The following is a 23145-nucleotide window of genomic DNA, read 5'->3' on the forward strand; positions in this document are numbered from 1 at the left end:
TGTCGATATAATTCCTCTAATTAATAAAAGTTGGTTAATCGATAAAACTCTTTTGTATTAAATTCAAAAAAGTAAATTCGCACAATGAAACAGTTGCACGCAGCATTTCATTTTCTGAGACATTTACTAATCTCCAAAAAAAGGGGACATGGTGTGCACTCCCCTTTTGTCTATCAATTTATAAAAGAGGTTATCGATTCTAAAGATCAATATTACATTTTTGAAGACATTGAATCTCTTAGAGCCAAACTACTCTTGACTACACAAGAAATAAATGTCACTGATTTAGGAGCAGGATCCAGAACTACATCAAACAATAAAAGGAGTATTCAATCCATTGCAAAAAATACATTAAAACCAAAAAAACAAGCACAACTTCTATTTAGAGTTGCTAACTATTTTCAGCCTAAAAAAAGCCTAGAACTAGGTACATCATTTGGGCTTTCCAGTCTATATTTATCACAATTTAGCTCCAACAATCAACTCTTTACTATTGAAGGCTGCCCCAACATTGCAAAAGTAGCGCGACTAAATTTTGAAAAATTAAACGCTCAAAACATCAACTCAATTGTTGGAGATTTCTCCCAGACGCTTCCTGGAATTCTTCAAAAGTTTGGCTCCATCGACCTCATCTATTTTGATGGCAATCACACCGAGAAAGCCACCTTAGAATACTTTGAAATGTGTTATCCCTATATCCACAACAATACTGTATTTATTTTTGATGATATTTATTGGAGTAGAGGAATGACTAAAGCTTGGACGAAAATCAAAAAAGATCCACGGGTTACCGTTACAGTCGACACATATCATTTAGGATTTGTCTTTTTTAGAAAGGAACAACCGAAGGAGGATTTTACCGTTTATCATTAAGTGAAAGTATATCCTACAGAATTCAATAAATTTGAATTAAATACTATCTCATGAATCCAATTATACGCATTACAGATTTAACTCGAAACTTTAAACTCGGAACCGAAGTCATTAAAGTATTGAAAGGAATTTCATTTGAAGTCCAAAAAAACGAATATGTAGCGTTGATGGGACCTTCAGGATCAGGCAAATCTACTCTAATGAATATTCTAGGATGCCTGGATACTCCAACAGGAGGAGAATATATTTTGAATGGAAACGCAGTAAGCAAACTAACAGATAACGAACTAGCAGAAATTAGGAATAAAGAGATCGGCTTTGTATTTCAAACATTTAATCTTTTACCACGCTCTACTGCACTGGAAAATGTGGCATTACCTTTAATCTACGCTGGAAAAAGTTCAACAGATCGAAAAGAAATTGCCTCCAACATGCTCACTCAAGTTGGCTTAAATGACAGAATGGATCATAAACCCAATGAATTATCAGGAGGACAGCGTCAACGAGTAGCTGTAGCCAGAGCTATGGTGAACTCCCCCTCTATTATTTTAGCCGACGAGCCTACAGGTAACCTAGACACCAAAACATCGTACGAAATTATGGCTCTTTTTGATGAGATTCATAAGAAAGGAAATACAATAATACTAGTAACTCACGAAGAAGATATAGCGATGCATGCGCATCGTATAATTCGATTAAGAGATGGAGAAATAGAATCAGATATTAAAAACGAATCGATTACAACCTTTAATAATTAAAACAATCTACTGCTGGTATTGTTAGCAGATAAAAGCATACATTTTAATGAAAGTATATACAAAGAAAGGCGATAAGGGAATGACCTCTTTAATAGGGGGAACAAGAGTCCCGAAACATCACCTTAGAATAGAATCATATGGTACAGTTGATGAATTGAATTCGTACATTGGAGTAATTCGTGATCATAAAATTGGTGAGCACGAAACAACGGTTTTGATAGAAGTGCAAGATCGATTATTTACGATTGGCTCTTTATTGGCAGCCGATCCTGAAAAGTCGAAGATGAAATTACCTGAATTGTCATTGGCTGATATCGAGTTTCTGGAAAATGAAATTGATAAGATGGATGAAGATCTTCCACCAATGCGAAATTTCGTTCTACCTGGTGGAAACAAAGCCATCAGCTTTTGCCATGTAGCTCGATGTGTCTGTAGAAGAGCAGAACGAATAACAGTGCACTTGAGTGAAGAATCTCAAGTAGATAGCACCATAATGCAATATTTAAATCGACTTTCAGACTATTTGTTTGTTTTATCGCGATATCTGACGAAAAAAATGGGAGCTACAGAAACTCCATGGGTACCTAGACAATAAAAAATAAACCTAAACAATTCATTAATAAAAATTTAGAATTAAAATAAATGATTTTAGAAAAGGTGAAAATTATTCACTTAAAAAATTACATTTGCAAAAATCAAAATTAGAATATTATGTACTGGACACTTGAACTTGCATCAAATTTAGAAGATGCTCCATGGCCGGCAACCAAAGATGAGTTGATTGACTTTGCCATCAGAACTGGTGCTCCTTTGGAAGTTGTAGAAAACTTGCAGGAGATGGAAGACGAAGGTGAGTCTTATGAGACCATCGAAGATATTTGGCCAGATTATCCAACCAAAGAGGACTTCTTCTTTAATGAAGACGAATACTAAGATTAAAAAATAATTGAACCCCGTCCCGAATAATTGGGACGGGGTTTTTTTATACTTCTTTAGTAGTTGGTATCGAACAAAAAGCGCATTAATTTACCTACTTTTGGAGGTAGTTTTTTTTAGAAGAATAGAAGATATATATGATAGGTTCAATCAATAAGTTATTTGGAAAAATTTTAGGTAACAAATCAGATAGAGACATTAAGGCCATCACTCCTTTGGTGGAACAAATAAAAGCTGAATTTTCAAAATTAGCAGACATTTCTAATGACCAATTAAGGGCTAAAACAGCTGAATTCAAATCCAGAATTAAGACAGCTTATCAGGCAGATAGCGAGAGAATTTCTAAGTTAAAGTTAGAAATTGATCAATTAGAAGATGTCGATAAAAAAGAGTCCCTCTATAAGGAAATCGACCAAATCGAAAAATCGATAACGGATACGATAGAAGCGACTATGATGGAAATTTTACCTGAAGCTTTTGCAGTAGTTAAGGAAACGGCACGTCGATTTACAAACAACGAAAAAGTTGAAGTCACCGCCACAGACATGGATCGTGACTTTGCGGCTAAGCGCGACAGTATAGAAATAGTTGGAGATAAAGCTTATTGGCATAATCGGTGGAATGCCGCAGGTACAGAAGTAGTATGGAACATGATTCACTACGACGTGCAGTTAATAGGTGGAATTACTTTGCATCAAGGTAAAATTGCAGAGATGGCTACAGGAGAAGGTAAAACTTTAGTGGCAACTTTACCTGTCTACTTAAATGCTTTAGCAGAAAGAGGAGTTCACTTAGTCACTGTAAATGACTACTTGGCTAAACGAGATAGTGAATGGATGGGTCCTTTGTTCGAGTTTCATGGTATGACCATTGATTGTATCGATAAACACCAGCCCAATTCCGAAGAAAGAAGGAAAGCTTATTTAGCAGATATTACTTACGGTACTAATAATGAGTTTGGATTTGATTATTTGCGTGATAACATGGCTCGGTCTTCTGAAGATTTAGTGCAACGAAAGCACCATTATGCCATAGTTGATGAGGTCGATTCTGTCTTGATTGATGACGCTAGAACACCGCTAATCATATCTGGACCAACACCTAAAGGAGATATTCATGAGTTTTACGAATTAAAGCCTCGCGTAGAAAAATTATACTCTGCTCAAAAAAGATTAATTACCACACTACTTGCTGATGCCAAGAAGCAATTTCATGCTGATTCTACTCCTGAAGGAAAAGAAGGCAAAAAGAAAGAAGAGGAAGCGAGTATGGCTTTGCTAAGATCGTATAGAGGTCTACCAAAAAACAAGGCGCTTATTAAATTCTTATCCGAACCAGGAGTTAGAGCTAAATTGCAAAAAGTAGAAAACTATTATTTGCAAGATCAAGGTAAAGAAATGCACCTTGTAGACGCTGAACTATACTTTACTATTGATGAAAAAAATAATACAATTGAATTAACTGAAAAAGGCTTAGACCTTATTTCAGAGTCAGGTGATGACAAAAATTTCTTTATTCTTCCTGACATCAATTTATCGATTAGCGACTTGGAAAAGCAATCCATTTCCGATGAAGAAAAATTAGCTAAAAAAGAAGCTATTATACAAGATTATTCAGTAAAAGCTGAACGAATTCATACAATCAATCAACTACTGAAAGCATACACCTTATTTGAAAAGGATACTGAGTATGTAGTAATGGACAATAAGGTGAAAATTGTAGATGAGCAAACTGGGCGTATAATGGAAGGCCGAAGATATTCTGACGGTTTGCACCAAGCAATTGAAGCAAAAGAAAACACTAAAGTAGAAGCTGCTACGCAAACCTATGCTACTGTTACGCTGCAGAATTATTTTAGAATGTACCACAAGCTTTCCGGTATGACGGGAACAGCAGAAACAGAGGCAGGGGAATTCTGGGATATCTATGAATTGGATGTAGTGGTTATTCCTACCAACAAACCCATTGCTAGAGATGACAGAGAAGACTTGGTGTACAAGACTACAAGAGAAAAATACAATGCAGTTAGCGAAGAGGTAGTAAAGTTAGTAGAAGCGGGTCGTCCTGTATTGGTAGGTACCACTTCGGTTGAGATATCAGAATTATTGAGTAGAATGCTCAAGATGAAAGGCATCAACCATCAAGTATTAAATGCTAAATTACACCAAAAAGAAGCTGAAGTTGTTGCCAATGCAGGTAAGCCCGGAGCAGTAACCATTGCAACGAACATGGCAGGTAGAGGTACCGACATTAAATTGAGTAAAGAAGTGATAGCTTCTGGTGGTTTAGCTATCATCGGTACGGAGCGTCACGAATCTAGACGTGTCGATAGACAATTGAGAGGTCGTGCTGGTCGTCAAGGAGATCCGGGTAGTTCTCAATTCTATGTTTCCTTGGAGGACAACTTGATGCGATTATTTGGTTCAGACCGAATCGCAAAACTGATGGACAGAATGGGGATCGAAGAAGGTGAAGTGATTCAGCATTCTATGATTTCTAAATCCATTGAAAGAGCTCAGAAAAAAGTAGAAGAGAACAATTTTGGTGTTCGTAAACGATTATTGGAATACGATGACATTATGAACTCTCAGCGTGAAGTAATCTACAAACGTAGAAGAAATGCATTGTTCGGAGAGCGAATAAGCGTGGACATTGCTAATATGATGTACGATACCGCAAGTTCTGTTGTCGAAACTAATTTGGAGATGAGGGATTTTGAAAACTTCAAAATGGACGTAATTCGTAACTTCTCAATTGAAAGCCCTGTTGATGAAAAAGGATTTGGTCAGATTAATGCCAACGAGCTAACTGACAAGTTGTATCAGAAAGCGATGGAACACTATTCTAGGAAATCTAAGCTAGTCGCTGAAACATCGTACCCTGTTATTAAAGATGTATATGAAAATCAAGGTGATCAATATAAAAACATTGTAATTCCTTTTACTGATGGTAAAAAATCGATACAAGTAGTCGCAGATTTGAAAAAATCATATGACTCTCATGGTAAAGAATTGATTGCCACCTTTGAAAGAAATATCATATTAGCAATGATTGATAATTCCTGGAAGGAGCACTTACGTGAGATGGATGATTTGAAACAATCTGTTCAAGGTGCGGTTTATGAACAAAAAGATCCATTGTTAATTTATAAGTTTGAAGCTTTTGAATTGTTTAAGCAAATGATTGACAAAACAAACAAGGAAGCTGTTAGCTTCTTAGTAAAAGGGAATCTTCCTGTTCAAGACCCTAATCAGCAAGCCAAAGTTCAGAATGCACCACAACAACAAAAAGAGCAACCAAAGCTGCAAACTTCGCGTACTGAAGCTCCTCAACCCACAAACCAACAACCCAATAGAGGTCAGCAACCAGGACAAAACACACAAGAAAGACAAGTTACACAACCAATTGTAGCTGAGAAGAGAGTGGGAAGAAACGATCCTTGCCCTTGTGGAAGTGGTAAAAAATACAAACAATGTCATGGGAAATAACCCCGAACAAATTATAAAAGGAAAGGCGCTATTGAGTAATAGCGCCTTTTTTATTTCATTTTCCGGAAGGGAATCTCAATCTACCTTTTGAAAAGTGAGTACGCTTCCTTTCGAAATCAATGTTAATTCTAATCCATTCAATGAATACTTCATGGGATTCTGAAGTCGATTCAAATACTCTTGCTCATTACCAAATCCTTCACAATACTTTTCAGTTACCATTAGATTTATCAAGTAAATAGTATCTTCTTTAACTTTTAAATCTCCTGAGAGTGTATTACAACCAGTATTTCCATAAACTTTATTCATAGTTAGATTAAATTCTAAATATGCTGACCTTAGGTTTCCTTTAGTGTTTTCATTATCCACTCTTCTTAAAGCCCAAATATCATGTAGCTTTATATTTGAGCTCATCTCTGCTGATTTTACTGCTAGTTGATTCTTAACCCTGCAACCATGAAAGACTAAAATTAAAGGTACTGCTATTTGAATACACCTCTTGAAAAGAATTTGCCACATAACTTATAAAACATGATAGCATAAAAAAGCCCTACATATACTGTAAGGCTTTGTGAAATTTATAATTGGTTTACTTTTTACAAACCTCATTTTCTTCTAAAATAATTTCGACATCAGGAACCTGATTAATTAGAATCCGAGACTGTGTAATAGTAAGACATTCTTTTCTAATGAAGGTTTCTCTACTTCCATTCACATGGTACACATTCAAACAATACTCCCCAGGAATTCTAATCCCTGAAAAAGTACCACTCATCTCACATTCTGCAATATAGTCTCTTTGGTCACTGTAGGTAACATCTTCAACTGTTGATATTTTCACTCTTACAATCTTATCAATTTGACAATTTTTCAAACATGCAGAATCTGATAAATTGACAGCAAAATCCATACTAACGGGATTATTTTCAATGCAAGAACCATCATTCAACGTTGCTCTTGGATTGTAATTTAAAGAATACTTATCTGTACAACCTGTTATGGGTGGCTCTTCTTTTTCACAACCAATGATAATAGTTGTAAGTAAAACGACAGTTATTAAATGGAATATTATCTTGAAACTTTTCATCTTCTCTATTTTATATTGGTATAAAAATAAGAGTTCCATAGTTAGGAGACAACATCTAATAAAATAAAAAAACCTTCTGTTTGCAAACAGAAGGCTACGTCTTTAACCAAACAAGGTTGCATTTCACCTTGCTCATTCAAATATGAATTATTTATTTATCTCCAAAACTAGCTAAGCAACCAACATAAGGCAATACTGATAAATAGGTATTTTTATCTCCAAGCAGGACACAACCATGGAATTCCCCTGCGATCGATGACTTTACATTCAGGACTATTTCTTAGGAACAAATTGATATTAAAATATAAATCAACCGCTTTAATGTCACCACGTCTCACAAATGGCAAGATATGGTCGGTTCCAACTGATAAAAACCCCAACCTTATGTAAAATCCAACTTGAGGAGCAACATAATTGGATAGTGACATAGGTATCGATGCTGAGATCCAATCAGTTTCAAAACGAGGAGCTATAGCCGCCAAATTAGACCGTTCAACACCAAAACTATTTCTAAAACTTAATCGCTGATTGACAATCCCAGCTACGTATACATAATCTATAATTCTAAAATCCATCTGCAAAGAAAGCGCTGTAGGAAGAAATGCCGTATAAGTATCACCATCTTTACCCAATACAGCATCATTTCCATCGTATAAATCATCTATGGACAGGGAATCCTGTGATTCCAATTTAGCATATCGAGCACTTTCTTTGAAACGAATATAACCTACATCTAATAAGGATAGTCCAATCCTGTAATCGTAATCTACAATTTTACAACCTCCTCTTTGAGAATGAGATGAATATTTATTAACTACATCTGTCATAGATTTAAAAGTCACTCCTAAATCCATACCCCACCCACCTCCGGAACCGAATTGAGTATCAGTATAGGAGTATTTTCCATTTAAGTTTAGCAAAGCTCCACTATTGTTTTCCACTGAGACAGTTCCACTTTTAATATTAAAAGAAGATTGCTGAATCCCAATCATTCGATTAATAGTAATTCCGGCACTTATCATATCGTAATCCCTATTCAATAATATTCTTCCATAGGTCAATCCAACTTCGCCCCACATCATCGACTTGAACCTCCCATTCTTCATTTGATAACTATCGTCTGCAACCTGATCTACGGATTCTGCATTAGCTACCTCTACTAAAAGAGCAGGCAATCGATTTAAATTCGAATAGTATCTTGCAGAAGTATGAATTCCAAAGGCATTTTTACCATAACTCAAAGTGGCAGAAGGGCCCGATACTTCTCCTGCTATATAACCACGGGCAAATTTATTGGGTTGTTCATAGACCTCATCTTGTAAATCAACTTTTGGAAGTAAAATACTATTGGGGTAATTGAGCACGTTGCTGCGTCCAAACGCGTGAACTCCAGCAACATTGATGGAAAGAAAAAGTCGTTGATCAACCATTAAGGCAGGGTTCAGTCCAATTTGCTTAACTGGCAAATAGTTATCCGTAACCACTCCTACTTTTTCCTGTGCAATTATAACTTCATTGTTGAAGCAGATAAGGACGGCAATTATACAACTCAACTTATTCATAGTAAAGATCATCCTAAATAGTGTTTCCTACTCCCTATCCCTGTAAATCATGAGGAATGTAAAAATAAAGTAACTTTCCTTTTAAAACATAAAAAGTAGTAGCTTATTACTTTTGCAGTTAAAAGAAAACCTACTTTTAACCCCAGTTTTGAAAGCTTACAACCAACCCCACAGTTTGAACTTGTTAAAAACCATCGCGTATTTTGACATTTTTAATCATCCGCTTAAGGATATTGAAATAAGCAATCTATTAGGTCTATCCTTACTTCAAACGCAATCATACCTATCAGACCTTGTTTCTAATGGACAATTGAATTGTACTGCGAACTATTACAGCCTGAGAAAAAGCATCGATACACAGATTCATGAACGAAAGCTAAAAGAAGAGGAGGCTAAGAAATACTTCAGAAAACTACCTGCTTATACAAAACTTATCAAATCCTTTCCTTTTGTAAGAGCAATATCAATTTCTGGATCCTTATCCAAAAATGTAATGCAGGAGGATGGAGACATTGACTATTTTATAATTACTGCACCAGGTAGATTGTGGATTTGTAGAACTTTACTCATTCTTTTCAAGAAAGTGTTTTTATTAAATTCTAAGAAGTATTTCTGTGTGAATTATTTTGTGGATGAAGATAATTTGGAGATTATCGATAAAAACATTTTCACCGCTGTAGAAGTTAGTCATCTTTTACCAGTATATAACCTGCCTTTAATCGACTCCTTCAAAAAGAAGAACAAATGGACCGAAAGTTTTTTTCCTGGTTTTGAGAACCCAATAAAAACAAAGCAATTTGAAGGAAATGGAATAATTAAGACCACTATTGAAAGTATACTTAAAGGACGAATAGGAGACCGTCTTGACCTTTTTTTGATGCGAAATACTTACAAAAGATGGAGTAAAAAGTTCGAGCATTTCGATGCCGACAAATTAGAACTAACTATGCGGTCAAATCGTGGGGTGTCCAAACATCATCCTAGGGATTTTCAAAACCGAGTACTGAAGGAATTTCAAGTTAGAATGAATCAACTCAATATTCAAGAATGAAAACACTATTTACACATAGTTATTTTCTCCGTTTCGATGAGAAACAGTGGAATCAAAGTAAACCCTACCCTCCATTGGCGACCATACAAGCCGCGGCTCTGTTAAGAGAAAATGGACATGAAGTAAAGCTATTTGATACTAATTTTGTTGAAGATCCATTCGAGCTAGAATCCGCTTTAAATGAATTTCAACCTGAGATTCTAGTCATCTATGATGATGGATTTAATTATCTCACCAAAATGTGCTTAACCCGTATGCGTGAAGCTGCATTTGAAATGATTAAGCTATCTAAAGCTAAAGACCTAACTGTTATTGTATCTAGCAGTGACAGTACGGATCATTTTGAATCATACCTAAAAAAAGGAGCAGATGCAGTAATTTTAGGAGAAGCTGACGAAACATTACTACATATAATAACTGCACTTTCAACAAAAGAGTCCATTTATGGAATTGGAGGAATATCCTTCATAGAAAAGGGGGAAGTTCAAAAGAATCCAAAACGACCAATACTAACAGATTTAACCAGTTTACCTTTGCCTGCGTGGGATTTAGTTGATATTACTCCTTATCAAGAAGCATGGAGAAAACACGGGTATTTTTCCATCAATATAGCCACCACCCGCGGATGTCCATACAAATGCAATTGGTGCGCCAAACCAATTTATGGAAATCGATACAATAGCCGCTCACCACAACATGTAGTTGACGAAATAAAACTCATAAAATCCTATTTTAATTTTGATCACATCTGGTTTTGTGATGACATTTTTGGGTTGAAACCTCAATGGGTTCAGGAGTTCAATCAAATTCTTTCTGGGGAGCAAATCCGTATCAAATACAAAATTCAGTCAAGGGCGGACCTTTTATTAAAAGATGATACTATAAAAAGTCTGGCAGACTCGGGCTGTGATGAAGTATGGATAGGTGCAGAGAGTGGTTCGCAGAAAATACTGGATGCCATGGACAAAGGAACCAGCGTTCAACAAATTGAGGAAAGCACTGCCCTGATGAAAAAGCATGGTATCAAGCCTTGCTTCTTTTTGCAATTCGGTTACTTAGGAGAAGAATGGAAAGACATTCAAGCTACTTTAAATATGTTGTTTACTCTGATGCCACATGACATTGGTGTTTCAGTTTCCTATCCATTACCCGGAACTAAGTTTTATGATGTCGTGCAGTCTCAACTATCTGAAAAAGCAAATTGGACAGATTCTGATGAATTATTGATGATGTACAAAGGCACCTACTCTCCAGAGTTTTACAAGAAGCTACATCGATATTTACACAAGCGTTTTAGAGCGAAGCAGGCCATGAACAAAGTCAAAAAAGGGAATATAAAGGAGCTTTTGAAGTGGGTATATTTTAAATCTGCTAGTCAATTGTTCTATATTCAAATGTCAGGTTTAAAGAAATAAAAGTTTTGTATTCAGTAAAAAAATCGCTCATACCTACAGCAAAACATATCAGTTACCTATTCGGTATTGGAAGAGGAAGAGAGTATCGACATAAGTGTAAAAAGGCAATTTGAAATTATCTTCCAAAAAATAATAGAAAGTATTATTCAAAAAACTTCGCTTGAAAATATAAAAGGCATTACCTACAAAAATGAATATCAATAATACATTAAACACCATAAAATCACAGCACAAAAATGACAATTTTAAAGTATAGATTTCCTAGATGTAACTTTTTTCACTTACAAAGACAAGGTTATAGAATTGACAAAAGGACTCATCGTTCAGAATAAAAAAAGTCTTTCATCGACTATGATTTAAATCGACTGTTCGTGATACATTCTAGTGGTTTTAATCTTGAAAATATAATTCCACTCACTCCATTTCCTTCGGCGTTCTACCTCTTCTAATAAAAATGCTTTTTCTTCTGCTATTACTCTAATTCTTTGAATATCGCAATCTTCCGAAAATATCATATATACTTCACTTCTTGAAGTAATAAAAGGAAAAATGGAATTAAACAACCGAGTAAAATACTGGAATTCTGATCCGCAAAACCAAGCTTTTTCTGCATCGGTTTTGGGTTCTTTCGGATAATAGGGAGGATTAATTACAATTACATCAAACTTTTGATTATCAAACGAATCAAATAAATCTGACTGAACCAGCTTTACGGTTACCTTATTCCTTTCCGCATTTTGTCTGGTATTTTCTATTGCCTTGGGATTGATATCAGAGGCAGTAACAATCGCACCTTCTTGTGCAGCAAACACACTAATAATACCAGTTCCACATCCTAGCTCTAAAAAGCTTTTACCTTCAATTTCTAGATTCTCTATAAAGTCTATTAACAATTTAGTACTAATAGTGAAAATGGGGTAAAAAACGCCCGGAAGCACAACTCCCTTTATTCCTTTATATGAAAATGGTCTTGGTTTACTAAAATAGTAAGTCGCAAAACGCTTCAAGAATGGAGAAAGAATTCTTTTTTTAAATCTATTACTCCCCATAAAACCCTTCAATTTCAGGTTGACGGTACTTCCAGATTTTGTGCATGGCTTTAATCTCGTATGGAAACTTATAAAATCCTGTTTTATACCGCCAACTAGAGAGATTCACCAGTAATGATTTTTTAATTCCTTGAATTCTAAAATCAGAGGCTGTTGGGTGATACCCATTCAAAACGGTTTCAAAATTCTGAATCTTATCGATCATCTTTGGAGTCAGCCAAGGTGTCAATGGGTTTTTACGCAGGTCAAAATTTTCCCAAACAGGATTTAGCCAATCTTCTAAATGCGTCGGAAATTCGAAGCCGGCTTTCGTAATTTGCTCATATAATTCAGAACCTTCAGTAGGCACCGGGCTATAGAGGTATATAATAATCTCTGTTTGTGGATTTAACTTTTTAATTTCTTTGATAAATTCAATATCTGAATCTATTTGAGCCATCACCTCATCTTCGCTTTCCCCAGGCATTCCTAGGACAAATGAGTATTCAGGAATTATTCCAATACGACCTAACCTAACTGCAAACGAACGAATTTGAGCAGCGGTTTGGGTTCCACCTTTATCCATCTGCTTCAACACCTCATCGCTACCGGTCTCAGCACCAAAAAAGATCATTTCACAACCGGCATCTTTCATCAATTTTAAATCTTCATCAGAATATTTATCAATGGTATCTATTCGTCCTTCGCCCCACCATTTAATATTATCGTTCAGAACTAATTTCGAAAACTCAACGACTCTTTTTCTAGAAGTAAAGAAATTATTGTCATGAAATTCAATGGAATCTACTCCATAATTATCCTTGAGCCATTTTACATCCTTATAAATATTTTCGGCAGACTTCCCTTTCCAACGTGCATTATAAATTGGCACAACGGCACAAAACGAACAGGTAAATGGACAGCCCAAACTAGAATGATAAGCCATCGTTTTGTCACCAAGAAATGTCTTCTGTAAATACCCTTTAATAGGGTAAAAAGTGTTGAAATACTCATAAGGCAGTTGTGGCAAACTGTCTTGATCCAACAACTCTTCTTTTGGAGTTTTGAAGATTTTGTCGTCCTTAAGGAAGATTAAATTCTTTATCTTATCAATTGATTCTCCTTTTTCCAATGCATCCAATAACAGAGGAAATGATTGGTCGCCAGGGCCACTCACTACTACATCCACATATTTGCTCTGAAGCGCAACCGGATGCTGATTAGTGGCAAAATATCCACCCCAAATAACTTTTACATTAGGGAAGGCTTCTTTTACCTTTTTAGAGATAGGAATGGCTTGACGCAATTGAGGACCAGGCATAACAGTGACACCAAAATATTTGAAGTCACCTGATTTTAGCAATGTCGAAATTGTTTCCCATGGATCTACTTCTTTATTTCCATCTACGAAGGCCACCCCATATTTGCCATAAACAGATGCACCGACCTGCAAAATAGACATCGGAATGCGATGTTTCCATTTCGCACTTTTGGGGTTAAAAAGAATCACACTTGATTTCAAATCCATGATATTAATTGCCAAAAATAAGTGTTATTTTGTAATAAGTGAAGGAATTAAACTATTTCCTGTAGATAAAGCATTTGAATGAACTTAGTCAAAAATCTTCTCTTTTCGTTACTATTCTTTCTATTCCTCCTTGCACTTTCGGAATTAATGTTAGTTTTCTTTTATTCCTATCCTAATGGATATTATGTTTCAACCCCTGAATCAAGTTTTGTATGGAAAAAAGACACCACAATTATTAAAGGGATAACCAAGGATGCTAAAGTACAATTTGATCAGTTTGGAGCAAGAACAATTTCAAAACCTACTTCTGAAAAAATAGCCATTTTAGCTATCGGCGGAAGCACAACTGCCTGCTACTCATTGGATCAACAAGATACCTGGACTGCTCTGTTGGAAGGTCAATTAGGAAATAATTATTGGGTAGGTAATTTTGGAAAACCGGGAAACCTCAGTAGCCATCATATTCTTCAGCTGCAGAAATTAATAAGGTATCCATCCCTCCCTCCAATTGAAAAGATTATTATCATGATGGGTAAAAATGATTTCTCTGCCAGTATAATTGATGAAAAGAAATACTTGGGTTTAGACTCATTTAACATCCAAATTAATGCTTTCACCCATCTTCCCGACAGCACTCTTCCATGGCACAGAAGGTTAAGATTGACTAAATTGTTTAAAACCGCACGACACCAAGTTATTCAATTGTATAGAGGTAAAACGCATGGTGAAGAATTACTAGAAAGTCGAAAGGCTAGAACACTCACCCAAGAAGTAAACCAACTACCCAATTTAAGTACTTCTCTAAGTTTCTATCTTGATAATGCTCAAAAGATGATCGATTTTGCAAAAACTAATCAAATTGATATTGTATTTATCAGCCAAACTGTTTTATGGGATAAAAATTTGAATCAGGAGGATCTGAAATTAATTTGCAGTAACGTAAGCGAAAAAAATATACATTACTCCGCAGAAGCTCTAGCAAATGGAATGAATTTGTTTAATACCCAACTTGAGGAATTGTGTAAGCGAAATGATATTCAATTCATCTGGAATTCCATAGAATCCAACTCGACTAATTTTATCGACGACTGTCATTATACTGAACTAGGAGCTAAAAGGACCGCTAAAAATATATACGAAGGTCTTAAACTATCCAACCTGAAAAAAACTCATTCGAATCAATGAAACGAAGGCCTTTAGCTTAACTATAAATGCATTGATAGTTAAGTGTTTATCGGCATTTTTTAATTTTTCATAATTAACCTCATTTACAATCCTTCTTACAGCAAAGTCATAATACCTTCTAGGAAAAGTACGCTTGAAATCAATCTGTCTATCCGTACTTGTTGACCATTCTGGTTGAACAATGATATCTTTTTCAATTTGAGTGTACAATCCAGTGCCTTTAATCGGATATGCTACAGTTATTGTAAACTGGTTGGGATTGGCCTTTTTGAGATAATCAATCGTCAATTCAATATCAGTCTTGGTTTCAGTTGGGTATCCTACCATGATAAAAGTACCGGCCTCCATTCCAAACTTTTGGGTCAGAAGCATCATATCACTAACCTTATTAATATCTACTTGTCTTTTCATTAAGTCGATAATTCGCTGTGAACCACTTTCAGCTCCTATCCAAATTCGGAAACAACCTGCTGCTTTTAATTGTACCAAAACCTTTTCATTCATTCGTTCAGCTCTGGTGATACATTCAAAAGGAATCTTTAAATTTCTATTTTGCATCTCCCTTGAGAATTCTTCCAGCCATTTATGACTTACTGTAAAAACATCATCAACAAACCACAATGCATCTGGATTGTAATTCTTAATCAAGTACTCTATTTCATCCACCACCAACTTTGGACTACGCCTTCTATAACTTTGTCCATAAACTGCTGTGCTACACCATTGGCAAGTGTATGGACAGCCTCTTTGAGTAGAGATATTTAGGGTGCTTTTTCCATGATATTTTTTCCACGTCTCAAGGTATTTTGTCAAGTCGATTTTCTTCCGATTAGGCATCGACAACTGATCCACTTCTTTTATTTTAGTTCTAGGAGGGTTCTTTATGAATTCATTGGTGGCAGACTTATACGCCAATCCATCTACCGAACTAAAATCTTGCTGTCCGAAAAACTGCTTCGAAAATTCTAAAAATGTCTCTTCTCCTTCTCCAATCACCAAAAAATCAGCGCCATATTTCAAATAATTCTCCCAATTATAGGTCACATCTGGCCCACCCAATAATATTTTAGTCTCACTTAATTCTGGCGTATTATTTACCCTTTTGATGAGTTTCAAAATCTTTACTTTAGTCATCAAATTGGTGTAAATCGCGATTAACTTTGGCTTTAGACTCAATACATTATTGAACCATAATTCTTGATTAGAAAAAGTAGAATCTATCAACTCGTGACCCACCCCATTTTCTTCTAAATAGGCAGATATGTAGAGCAACCCCAAAGGCGGATATGGACGCATAATTTTTTGCTCCGTCTCATCTTCTTCTAAAAAATACCCATGGGTTAATAAAATACTCATTTGCGTTTTGCTATTATAAGGTAATGATCGGAACTTTTGGCTAAAAAACTAAAACTTCCAAAAATACGTTCTAAAAAGTTGAGAAAGCGAAGAACACCAATTCTACGTTTAAAAAATGACTCTAAATAAGATGGTGGTATGAAAAAAGCAACGGGCTTAATAAGTTCCACTTGGTAATCATTGGACAACAATTGTTTTACTGTGGAAGGAGAATGATAAAACGTTTTAACTTTTTCTCCATTCACATCAACTTCTAAATAACCTTTTTTACTTCTTCTATTAATTTTTGAGAACTTCCCTTTAAAGAGAAAGTAAAAATCCTCAATCAAACAATATTCAGGCATAATGACCATTGCCAAATAATTACCCACTTTTTGCTTCAATGCCAAGTCATAAAAAAAGGTTCTCAACTCTTTTTCACTTAAACAATTCAATCCACCAAAGTTAGAAAATACTATATCCGCATCTCCGACATTTTCATCGATAGAAATATCTTGGAAGTTTCTCTGGTAAAAGTTAATTCTTGGATTCCGTTTTGATTGGGCAACTTTAACCATTTCTGAAGAGGCATCTGTTGCAATAACTTCAAACTCTTTATTGAAAAACCATTCTGCATCGTATCCTGTCCCGCAATTAATCTCAAAAACTCTTTTAGAATTATTTAAAATCTTGCTTTCTTTCAGCCAATGAAACACTCTATTTCGTTGTTTTTTGCCTATTTCTGACAATGTAAAATCATTATCGTAGGTGGCTGCTGCAGCATCAAAAGACTCATTATTCGGGCTATACATAGAATTAAAAGGCGCTACAACAACGATTACAAGCAGGCAACAATCCACCAGCATTTACAAGTGCTTTTCTAAAGTCACCATAATGTTTTGAATTCCATATTTCAGGAAGTGTATTCTCATAAAGATTTCCCATTGTAGAATTATAGCATCTCCCATGTGAGGGTATTACTGTTCCGTCCGTTTTTACCATTAAATTAGTAAACACATCGTTACATGTCTTCCCTAATTTCACTTCCGGTTTATAATAGTAGGTCATCAACTTTTCAATATCATTAATATCAGGCGAAAAACTAGGCTTAAACGAATACTCCTTAGCTTTTATCTTTTGGATCTGCTGATGTAAAATATGCATATCAAAAACAGAGAAATCTGTTTCTTCAATATTTGAATGTGTTGCACTGTATAATTGTCCATAAACTGCATTATGCCCTTCTGCAACATCTTTTGTAATAAAATTTTGGTGCATAAATCCTATATGCTTTATTGGTTTATTCGCAAAAAAGTCTACAAACTCAACAAGTTCTTTATAATTCCATTCAGTAATTACACAATAAATTGAAATTTCAGGTGAATTTTCAAATTGAGAAATATACTCAATACCCTCCAAAGCCTTCTGGAAAGATTTACTATTCCCTCGAATATAATTATGAGTGTCTTGAAGTCCATCGAGAGAAATATACAATTCCTTAACCTTCCCTTCTAGAATATCGTCCGCTTTACGACGAAGATTCAAAGCATTAGTTGTAATGGTAGTATCTAAGCCCTTTTCATTCGCATATAATAAGGATTCCTTCAAATGAGGGTAAACTAATGGCTCCGTAAAAGCATACCCTAGTTTAGCATTAGGATAATATTCAGAAGTTTGATCAATCAGGCGTTTAATTAAGTCTAACGGCATATTTAGAGGGTGGGAACCGACTAAATTTTGTGCAAAATTTGTCTCTAGATTTTGAGTCCCTACATCGCACATTTTACAATGAAGATTACAGACATTATTAACACCCAACACTATCCACTTTGGATTTTGAACAATATACTTCGGATAAAATTTAGCATTAATTGCTCTTAATTTTTCATTTATCATGTTTCGATAATTATTTTTTTAGCGTCTTTAACCACTAATACTGCCATCAAACTCTTGCTAATTATCCCACTTATTAAAGCACCTAATATCCCAAAAAATGGTATTAAAACGATTGAAAGAATGACACTTGCTATTATTGCGAGAACATTGAATTTTAATAATCGATTCTCCAATCTATGTTTCAAAAGTAATTGACTTTCGATAAGATAAATATACAAGAGAAACACATAAACATAAAACAGAACTATATACCAATAATCTAAGTGTATTTTATAGAATAAATCTAACCCAAGAAAGAGTAAAATCGAGAAAACAAAAGATATTAGCATCCCTAACAAACGATATTTCTTCTTGAGTTCACCGATATTAGTTTGTTTCCATCGATACAAGTTTTTTTGAAAAGGACCCAATATAATCCATGAGATAGTTTGACCAAGCACTAAGAAGCTAATCATTACTTGATATTCTGCTAATTTTATATCGTCTAAAAAAAAAGTGGCTGTATAAAGATCTCCTTTCATTTGAAGTAAAGCAGTAAAGGAAATTGCGAAAAGCGGAAAGGTGGATTTTAAGTTACTTTTCAATCTATTCCTATTAATCTTGAGTAATCTTATGGTGCTGAGCAAAGGAGACAACACTAATAATCGGACAATTGATGACAACATAAAAGCAAAAATAACTTCACTAATTTTTATGGAAGGATATTGTATCAATAAGTAACCAACAGCAGCAACCATGGCTAACATTTCTGCAAGTATAGAGTGCCAATAGTGTCTATTATACTTAATCAAAGACTCAAAAAGATTCGCCAACCACTTAAAAATCAACCACAAAAACAAACTCCAAAAATAGGCTCTAAAATTAGGCCAGACGAAAAGAACTAACGTGGCAACTATCAACAAAGGTATTCTAGCCATTAACGTGGTTGAAAGTAAACTCGATATACGCTGAGGTTGCAATGAAAATTCACGCATCAAATAAGCCCTTTGACCCCAATTAAGAAACATCGTAATTATTTCTATTGCTAATAGAAAATAAACAAATTGCCCCCACAAGTCCTTACTTATCAATCGAATTACCAATAATGAAATAAGACTAGTATGAATTGGTCTTACAGCAAAATTCAACCCTTCAAGTCCAATAAACTTGGTTCGTTTAATGGTTTTAGCCGTCTTATTCAAGGTAGTAGATCGATTTCAAATGGCACAGTTTCTCTTGCACTCGCTGCTCCAGGAAGTACTTCGTATGGAGAATAAGCTTGAATCTGTTCTCTATAATATAAATCCCCAAATTCAGGAAATTCATGATGTGTATGCGTTGGAGTATTTTTTAAAACAGACTCCACTTGTTGAATACTCATATTCCATTCATTAGCCAGTCGTTTAGCTGATGGTTCGAAATACCGAATATATAACTTTTCGGTTTCAGAATGTGCTATTTTGTCATTAAAGTTAATTTCTGAATCTAATAAACTTCTGTAATTTTCTAGCTCTTGAATATTCACACTTACAATACTATCAAACTGATTAGGAGAATAGTACCCTGGAATTACTGTTAGCGCCGCAAATCCTTTTTGTATATTGGTTTCATGACACCATAAACATTTGGCGGGTTTTCCGGCTATTGTCAAACTAGCATCAGAACCGCCTATTAACTCTTTTTGCTTGTTGTAGATTCCAAAACGAAGTTGTCCATTAGCCATTATATCCATTACCTCATTTTCCTCTACCATTTCTGAAGAATCTTTTAATGAACCCGACAATTCTTCCGCCCAATATTTCAATCGAGCTACATCTTTAGTCGATAGAGGCATGTTGATCACTCTTTCTTTAATAGCCACAGCTGATTCAACTATAGCAGCTCGCTTCGACAAAAAGTTGGCATTTTGAGTAAATTCGTCCAATGTCTTTGGCATTCCGACTATCTTATAATAATGATTGGAATTATTGAGGATGCAAGTAATAAATCTGCCAGCATCTATTCCGCCCGTTTCCAAATATTCTTCACTCAAAATAAATTGCTGAATCAATAAATAAAGTTGGAGTGTGGCATTTTGAGAAAAGCCCAATTTTGAAAAGTTGACACTAACTAATTTATCATTTCGCCAAACCACACTCTTTTCCCATGACCCACTCTTAAGCTCAGCACCTAAATATGAAAAAGCCCATTTTAATCCAGTTTCAAACTCTTCCCTTGTTTCGTTATCGTTTTGATAATAATGCAAATCGATAGCAGAAGAGTTTGGAAAAACGGATTTGGAATCAGAAGAGTCCTCTTTTTTACAAGAGTACATCAATAAACCTGCAAAAAGGAGGATACTTAAATACTTACATATCGAACGAGTCATTTTATTTTTCAAGAAATACTTTTGGATTGATTGAGGTTTAATCGGTTAGTTTTATTTCTAGCTATTTTTCTATAGCTTCAAAATTAGGGATTTAATCCTATTTAAAATAAAGCCCTTAACTAAATGTAATTCAAGTAACAAAGATTAACCGAATAGAAGTTCTATTTTTGTTTTACAATTTACGCCTAGTTAATAGTCGGAATTCATCCGAAACAGCCAATGAAATACCTAAGTAGGATAAAAAGTCTTCTAACAGAATACTCTATTGGATATTTAATCCCTACTATCGTCATGGGGTTCTATTTTTCCTTACTGTCCTTAAACCAACCGTTACATGACTTTGCCAACAATTATTTTCCAGCATTATTGGCAGTAGAAAACATCTCTCCAGAAACTGTACTATTTGACATTTTTGAATTTAACCAATACGCATGGAGCAAAGGTTATGAAAGCGTTATTGCCGACTTTTATTTAAACTCTCCTTTTACCTCCACCCTATTTTATCCATTTGCGTGGATTAAGAATGCTTATTATTCCAAACTCCTTTTCAATCTAATCAGTGTTTTGTTTTTCACAATGAGTCTTCAATTATTCAGTAAAAAATACTTGAGTAATAACAATCGCTTTCTACTGCTCACCATTCCTTTTCTTTTCTTTATTCCGATTAGAAACAACATTGAGTTTGGCCAAGTATACATTCTCCTAATATCTCTTATACTATTAGGTTATTACTACATCGATTCCAATAAAAAAATAGCAGGAGAGTTATTTTTAAGCTTATCTATTCTCATTAAGGTATTTCCCCTCATTTATTGCATTCCACTACTAATAAGTAAAAAATGGAAGTCGATAATAACCATTTTCATATGCACTTTGATTTTATTATCCATCTCAATTCCAATAAGTGGATCATCATTTTGGAGCAGCTATCTATTCGAAGTCATGCCTAATGCGATAAACAACGAGAGTACAGTCAACTTCCAATCCAATTCACAATCGTTCACAGTTTTTTTAAAAACCTTATTTGTTCATGATTCCTATTACAATCCTGAAGCTCTGTTCGATAGTCCAACTTTATATCGTCTATTATCTTGGTTGTTCAGTGCTTTTTTTATTTCAATAGCTATTACTACTAGCTTTCAGTACAGAAAGCAACAGTTTCGTCTTTTATCAATTTGGATTGTTGTCTTGTTTTTAATTCAATCTAGAACGGCGACCTACGCTCAAATTCTTTGGTTGATTCCAGCCTTCGAAATTTTTCGAGGTCAATTTTCTAAAATTTCAAAAATAACTGCATTTTTACTGTTACTTTTAATTTGCAACTCTCCATTTCATTGGATGTCAGAACTTCCACTATTTTTTAAATTTACTAGAATGTGGCTGAGTATAGCATTTGGCTTAATGCTTTTAATCCAATTTAAGGTCCGTTTAGATCATATGTTATTAAAAGTTTTCTTACTCATTTTTATACCATTTCTCATTCTCCTTTTAACTAAAAAACAAAACATTGAAGAGTCTGATTATGTATTATCAAAAAAGGAATACTTTTTAATCCATAATTTTTACGCTAAGGATAATCATTTAGTTTATGAAGCCATTGGAAAGAATGGAAATGAAATTGTACATTCCAATATACCAATTGAAAAATTTGACACTTCTGCCTGCAAAATCGAAGAAGGACAAATTATGTACGGAAACCAAAAATTAACAGATAGTTATTCAATCAAGAAAAAACCAATATTGGTTAATGATAATCTTATTTACTACCTCACTGACCACCACTCTAGACGCGGAGCATACACCCTTAGACAAATAGCAATTCCCCAAAAAAAATGAAAGCCTTCATCAGATACCATACAGTAGATGTGCTTAAGTTGTTTTTCTTAAAAGTTAACTTCATACTCTCTAAAAAACACCCCATATTGGTTTATACCATGGCAAAAGTAGGGTCAATGAGTGTTTATTTTTCAATCCGAAAACAAACCAACTATTCTTGTTTTCATATCCACACATTAAACTTAGAAGAAGAGCTTCATAATCAAGAGATCTGCTTAACAAATGGCTTAATTCCTGACAGCAGAACCCCTATACATTTCATACAGCGCAAAATTTTAAAACCAAAAAAGGTTGTGAAGTTCATTACCTTATACAGAAACCCAATAGATAGAAACATTTCGGCCTTTTTTGATGCATTTGAGTTGTATGTCGGCACATCTATCGAAAACTATAAAGGGGAAATTGAACAATTAATTCAAATTTATCATGAAAAAATGCCTCACAACTATGCAGTTGAGTGGTTTAATCAAGTTTTTGAGAGAGATTTAGGCATCAATATATATGACTACGATTTTAATCCAGAGATTGGTTTTCAAACACTAGTGAAAGACAATTATATGATTTTAGTGTTGAGTAGTGCTTTAGACAATTCTGTAAAAGGAGAACAGATTGGCCAGTTTATCAATCAACAACCTTTTTATATAACCGATGTAAATGTAACAGCAAGCAAGTACAAGGCAAAACTTTACAACGAGTTCAAATCAACTATAAAATTCAGTCAATCCTATTTAGATACTTTACTTCAATCTTCCTACAGTCAACACTTTTTCACAAATGAAGAAATTGAGGCGAGTTATAAAAGGTGGTTAGAAATCTAGTG

The 23145-nt window shown here is 34.7% G+C and carries 20 protein-coding genes; 10 read left to right on the forward strand and 10 right to left on the reverse strand.

Going from position 1 to position 23145, the window contains the following annotated elements; genetic code table 11:
• Window positions 1–84: 84 nt before the first annotated feature.
• The 5 genes from GQN54_RS08205 to secA all read left to right on the forward strand — a co-directional run bounded on the left by GQN54_RS08205 (window position 85) and on the right by secA (window position 6055).
• A complete protein-coding gene (locus GQN54_RS08205) occupies window positions 85–873 on the forward strand; it encodes an O-methyltransferase (protein WP_160633044.1) in 789 nt (262 codons plus the stop codon).
• 50 nt (window positions 874–923) lie between these two features.
• Complete coding sequence (locus GQN54_RS08210) at window positions 924–1631, forward strand: ABC transporter ATP-binding protein (RefSeq protein ID WP_160633045.1); 708 nt, start codon at window positions 924–926, stop codon at window positions 1629–1631.
• Between the two features lie 46 nt (window positions 1632–1677).
• Window positions 1678–2226: a cob(I)yrinic acid a,c-diamide adenosyltransferase gene (locus tag GQN54_RS08215; RefSeq protein ID WP_160633046.1), complete on the forward strand. Its 549-nt coding sequence runs from the start codon at window positions 1678–1680 to the stop codon at window positions 2224–2226.
• Between the two features lie 116 nt (window positions 2227–2342).
• Window positions 2343–2564 carry a DUF2795 domain-containing protein gene (locus GQN54_RS08220; protein WP_160633047.1) on the forward strand — a complete coding sequence of 74 codons (222 nt, stop codon included), beginning with the start codon at window positions 2343–2345 and terminating at the stop codon, window positions 2562–2564.
• Window positions 2565–2704: 140 nt separating this feature from the next.
• On the forward strand, window positions 2705–6055 hold the full coding sequence (secA, locus tag GQN54_RS08225) for a preprotein translocase subunit SecA (protein WP_160633048.1): 3351 nt from the start codon (window positions 2705–2707) through the stop codon (window positions 6053–6055).
• A 75-nt stretch (window positions 6056–6130) separates the two neighbouring features.
• On the opposite strand, the gene GQN54_RS08230 is transcribed toward secA, so the two are convergent.
• From GQN54_RS08230 to GQN54_RS08240, 3 genes are all read right to left on the reverse strand, one after another.
• Window positions 6131–6469 carry an META domain-containing protein gene (locus GQN54_RS08230; protein WP_160633049.1) on the reverse strand — a complete coding sequence of 113 codons (339 nt, stop codon included), beginning with the start codon at window positions 6467–6469 and terminating at the stop codon, window positions 6131–6133.
• A gap of 175 nt (window positions 6470–6644) precedes the next feature.
• Entirely contained in the window at window positions 6645–7142 is a 498-nt protein-coding gene (locus tag GQN54_RS08235) for a hypothetical protein (RefSeq protein WP_160633050.1), read from the reverse strand.
• Window positions 7143–7354: 212 nt separating this feature from the next.
• A complete protein-coding gene (locus GQN54_RS08240) occupies window positions 7355–8704 on the reverse strand; it encodes a DUF5723 family protein (RefSeq protein ID WP_160633051.1) in 1350 nt (449 codons plus the stop codon).
• 175 nt (window positions 8705–8879) lie between these two features.
• On the opposite strand from GQN54_RS08240, the gene GQN54_RS08245 reads away from it, so the two are divergent.
• Both GQN54_RS08245 and GQN54_RS08250 read left to right on the forward strand, forming a co-directional pair.
• A complete protein-coding gene (locus GQN54_RS08245; RefSeq protein ID WP_160633052.1) occupies window positions 8880–9755 on the forward strand; it encodes a hypothetical protein in 876 nt (291 codons plus the stop codon).
• Window positions 9752–11170 (forward strand): B12-binding domain-containing radical SAM protein, encoded by a 1419-nt coding sequence (locus GQN54_RS08250; protein ID WP_160633053.1) that lies wholly within the window; start codon window positions 9752–9754, stop codon window positions 11168–11170. Before GQN54_RS08245 ends, GQN54_RS08250 begins: the two co-directional genes overlap by 4 nt.
• Window positions 11171–11526: 356 nt before the next feature.
• Here the strand turns inward: GQN54_RS08250 and GQN54_RS08255 are convergent, their stop codons facing one another.
• Both GQN54_RS08255 and GQN54_RS08260 read right to left on the reverse strand, forming a co-directional pair.
• Entirely contained in the window at window positions 11527–12219 is a 693-nt protein-coding gene (locus tag GQN54_RS08255) for a methyltransferase (RefSeq protein ID WP_160633054.1), read from the reverse strand.
• The gene (locus GQN54_RS08260) at window positions 12209–13741 is read right to left on the reverse strand and encodes a B12-binding domain-containing radical SAM protein (protein WP_235933008.1); all 1533 of its coding nucleotides are present in this window, start codon (window positions 13739–13741) and stop codon (window positions 12209–12211) included. The genes GQN54_RS08255 and GQN54_RS08260 overlap by 11 nt, the downstream gene beginning before the upstream one ends.
• Window positions 13742–13804: 63 nt before the next feature.
• Between GQN54_RS08260 and GQN54_RS08265 the strand changes: the two genes are divergently transcribed.
• Window positions 13805–14911 (forward strand): SGNH/GDSL hydrolase family protein, encoded by a 1107-nt coding sequence (locus tag GQN54_RS08265; protein ID WP_160633055.1) that lies wholly within the window; start codon window positions 13805–13807, stop codon window positions 14909–14911.
• Here the strand turns inward: GQN54_RS08265 and GQN54_RS08270 are convergent.
• From GQN54_RS08270 to GQN54_RS08290, 5 genes are read right to left on the reverse strand one after another with little or no spacing between them, the layout of a single operon-like run.
• Window positions 14876–16267: a B12-binding domain-containing radical SAM protein gene (locus tag GQN54_RS08270; protein WP_160633056.1), complete on the reverse strand. Its 1392-nt coding sequence runs from the start codon at window positions 16265–16267 to the stop codon at window positions 14876–14878. The genes GQN54_RS08265 and GQN54_RS08270 overlap by 36 nt on opposite strands.
• Window positions 16264–17112, reverse strand: coding sequence for a class I SAM-dependent methyltransferase (locus GQN54_RS08275; RefSeq protein WP_160633057.1), 849 nt, complete (start codon window positions 17110–17112; stop codon window positions 16264–16266). Before GQN54_RS08275 ends, GQN54_RS08270 begins: the two co-directional genes overlap by 4 nt.
• A complete protein-coding gene (locus tag GQN54_RS08280; protein ID WP_160633058.1) occupies window positions 17063–18142 on the reverse strand; it encodes a radical SAM protein in 1080 nt (359 codons plus the stop codon). Before GQN54_RS08280 ends, GQN54_RS08275 begins: the two co-directional genes overlap by 50 nt.
• Window positions 18139–19323, reverse strand: coding sequence for an MATE family efflux transporter (locus GQN54_RS08285; protein ID WP_160633059.1), 1185 nt, complete (start codon window positions 19321–19323; stop codon window positions 18139–18141). The genes GQN54_RS08280 and GQN54_RS08285 overlap by 4 nt, the downstream gene beginning before the upstream one ends.
• Window positions 19320–20501: a hypothetical protein gene (locus GQN54_RS08290; RefSeq protein ID WP_160633060.1), complete on the reverse strand. Its 1182-nt coding sequence runs from the start codon at window positions 20499–20501 to the stop codon at window positions 19320–19322. Before GQN54_RS08290 ends, GQN54_RS08285 begins: the two co-directional genes overlap by 4 nt.
• A 207-nt stretch (window positions 20502–20708) precedes the next feature.
• Between GQN54_RS08290 and GQN54_RS08295 the strand changes: the two genes are divergently transcribed.
• Both GQN54_RS08295 and GQN54_RS08300 read left to right on the forward strand, forming a co-directional pair.
• The gene (locus GQN54_RS08295; protein WP_160633061.1) at window positions 20709–22325 is read left to right on the forward strand and encodes a glycosyltransferase family 87 protein; all 1617 of its coding nucleotides are present in this window, start codon (window positions 20709–20711) and stop codon (window positions 22323–22325) included.
• Window positions 22322–23143, forward strand: coding sequence for a putative capsular polysaccharide synthesis family protein (locus GQN54_RS08300; protein ID WP_160633062.1), 822 nt, complete (start codon window positions 22322–22324; stop codon window positions 23141–23143). The genes GQN54_RS08295 and GQN54_RS08300 overlap by 4 nt, the downstream gene beginning before the upstream one ends.
• The last annotated feature ends 2 nt before the right edge of the window (window positions 23144–23145 follow it).

The organism is Acidiluteibacter ferrifornacis (genome assembly GCF_009909615.1).
Lineage (GTDB): Bacteria > Bacteroidota > Bacteroidia > Flavobacteriales_E > Vicingaceae > Acidiluteibacter > Acidiluteibacter ferrifornacis.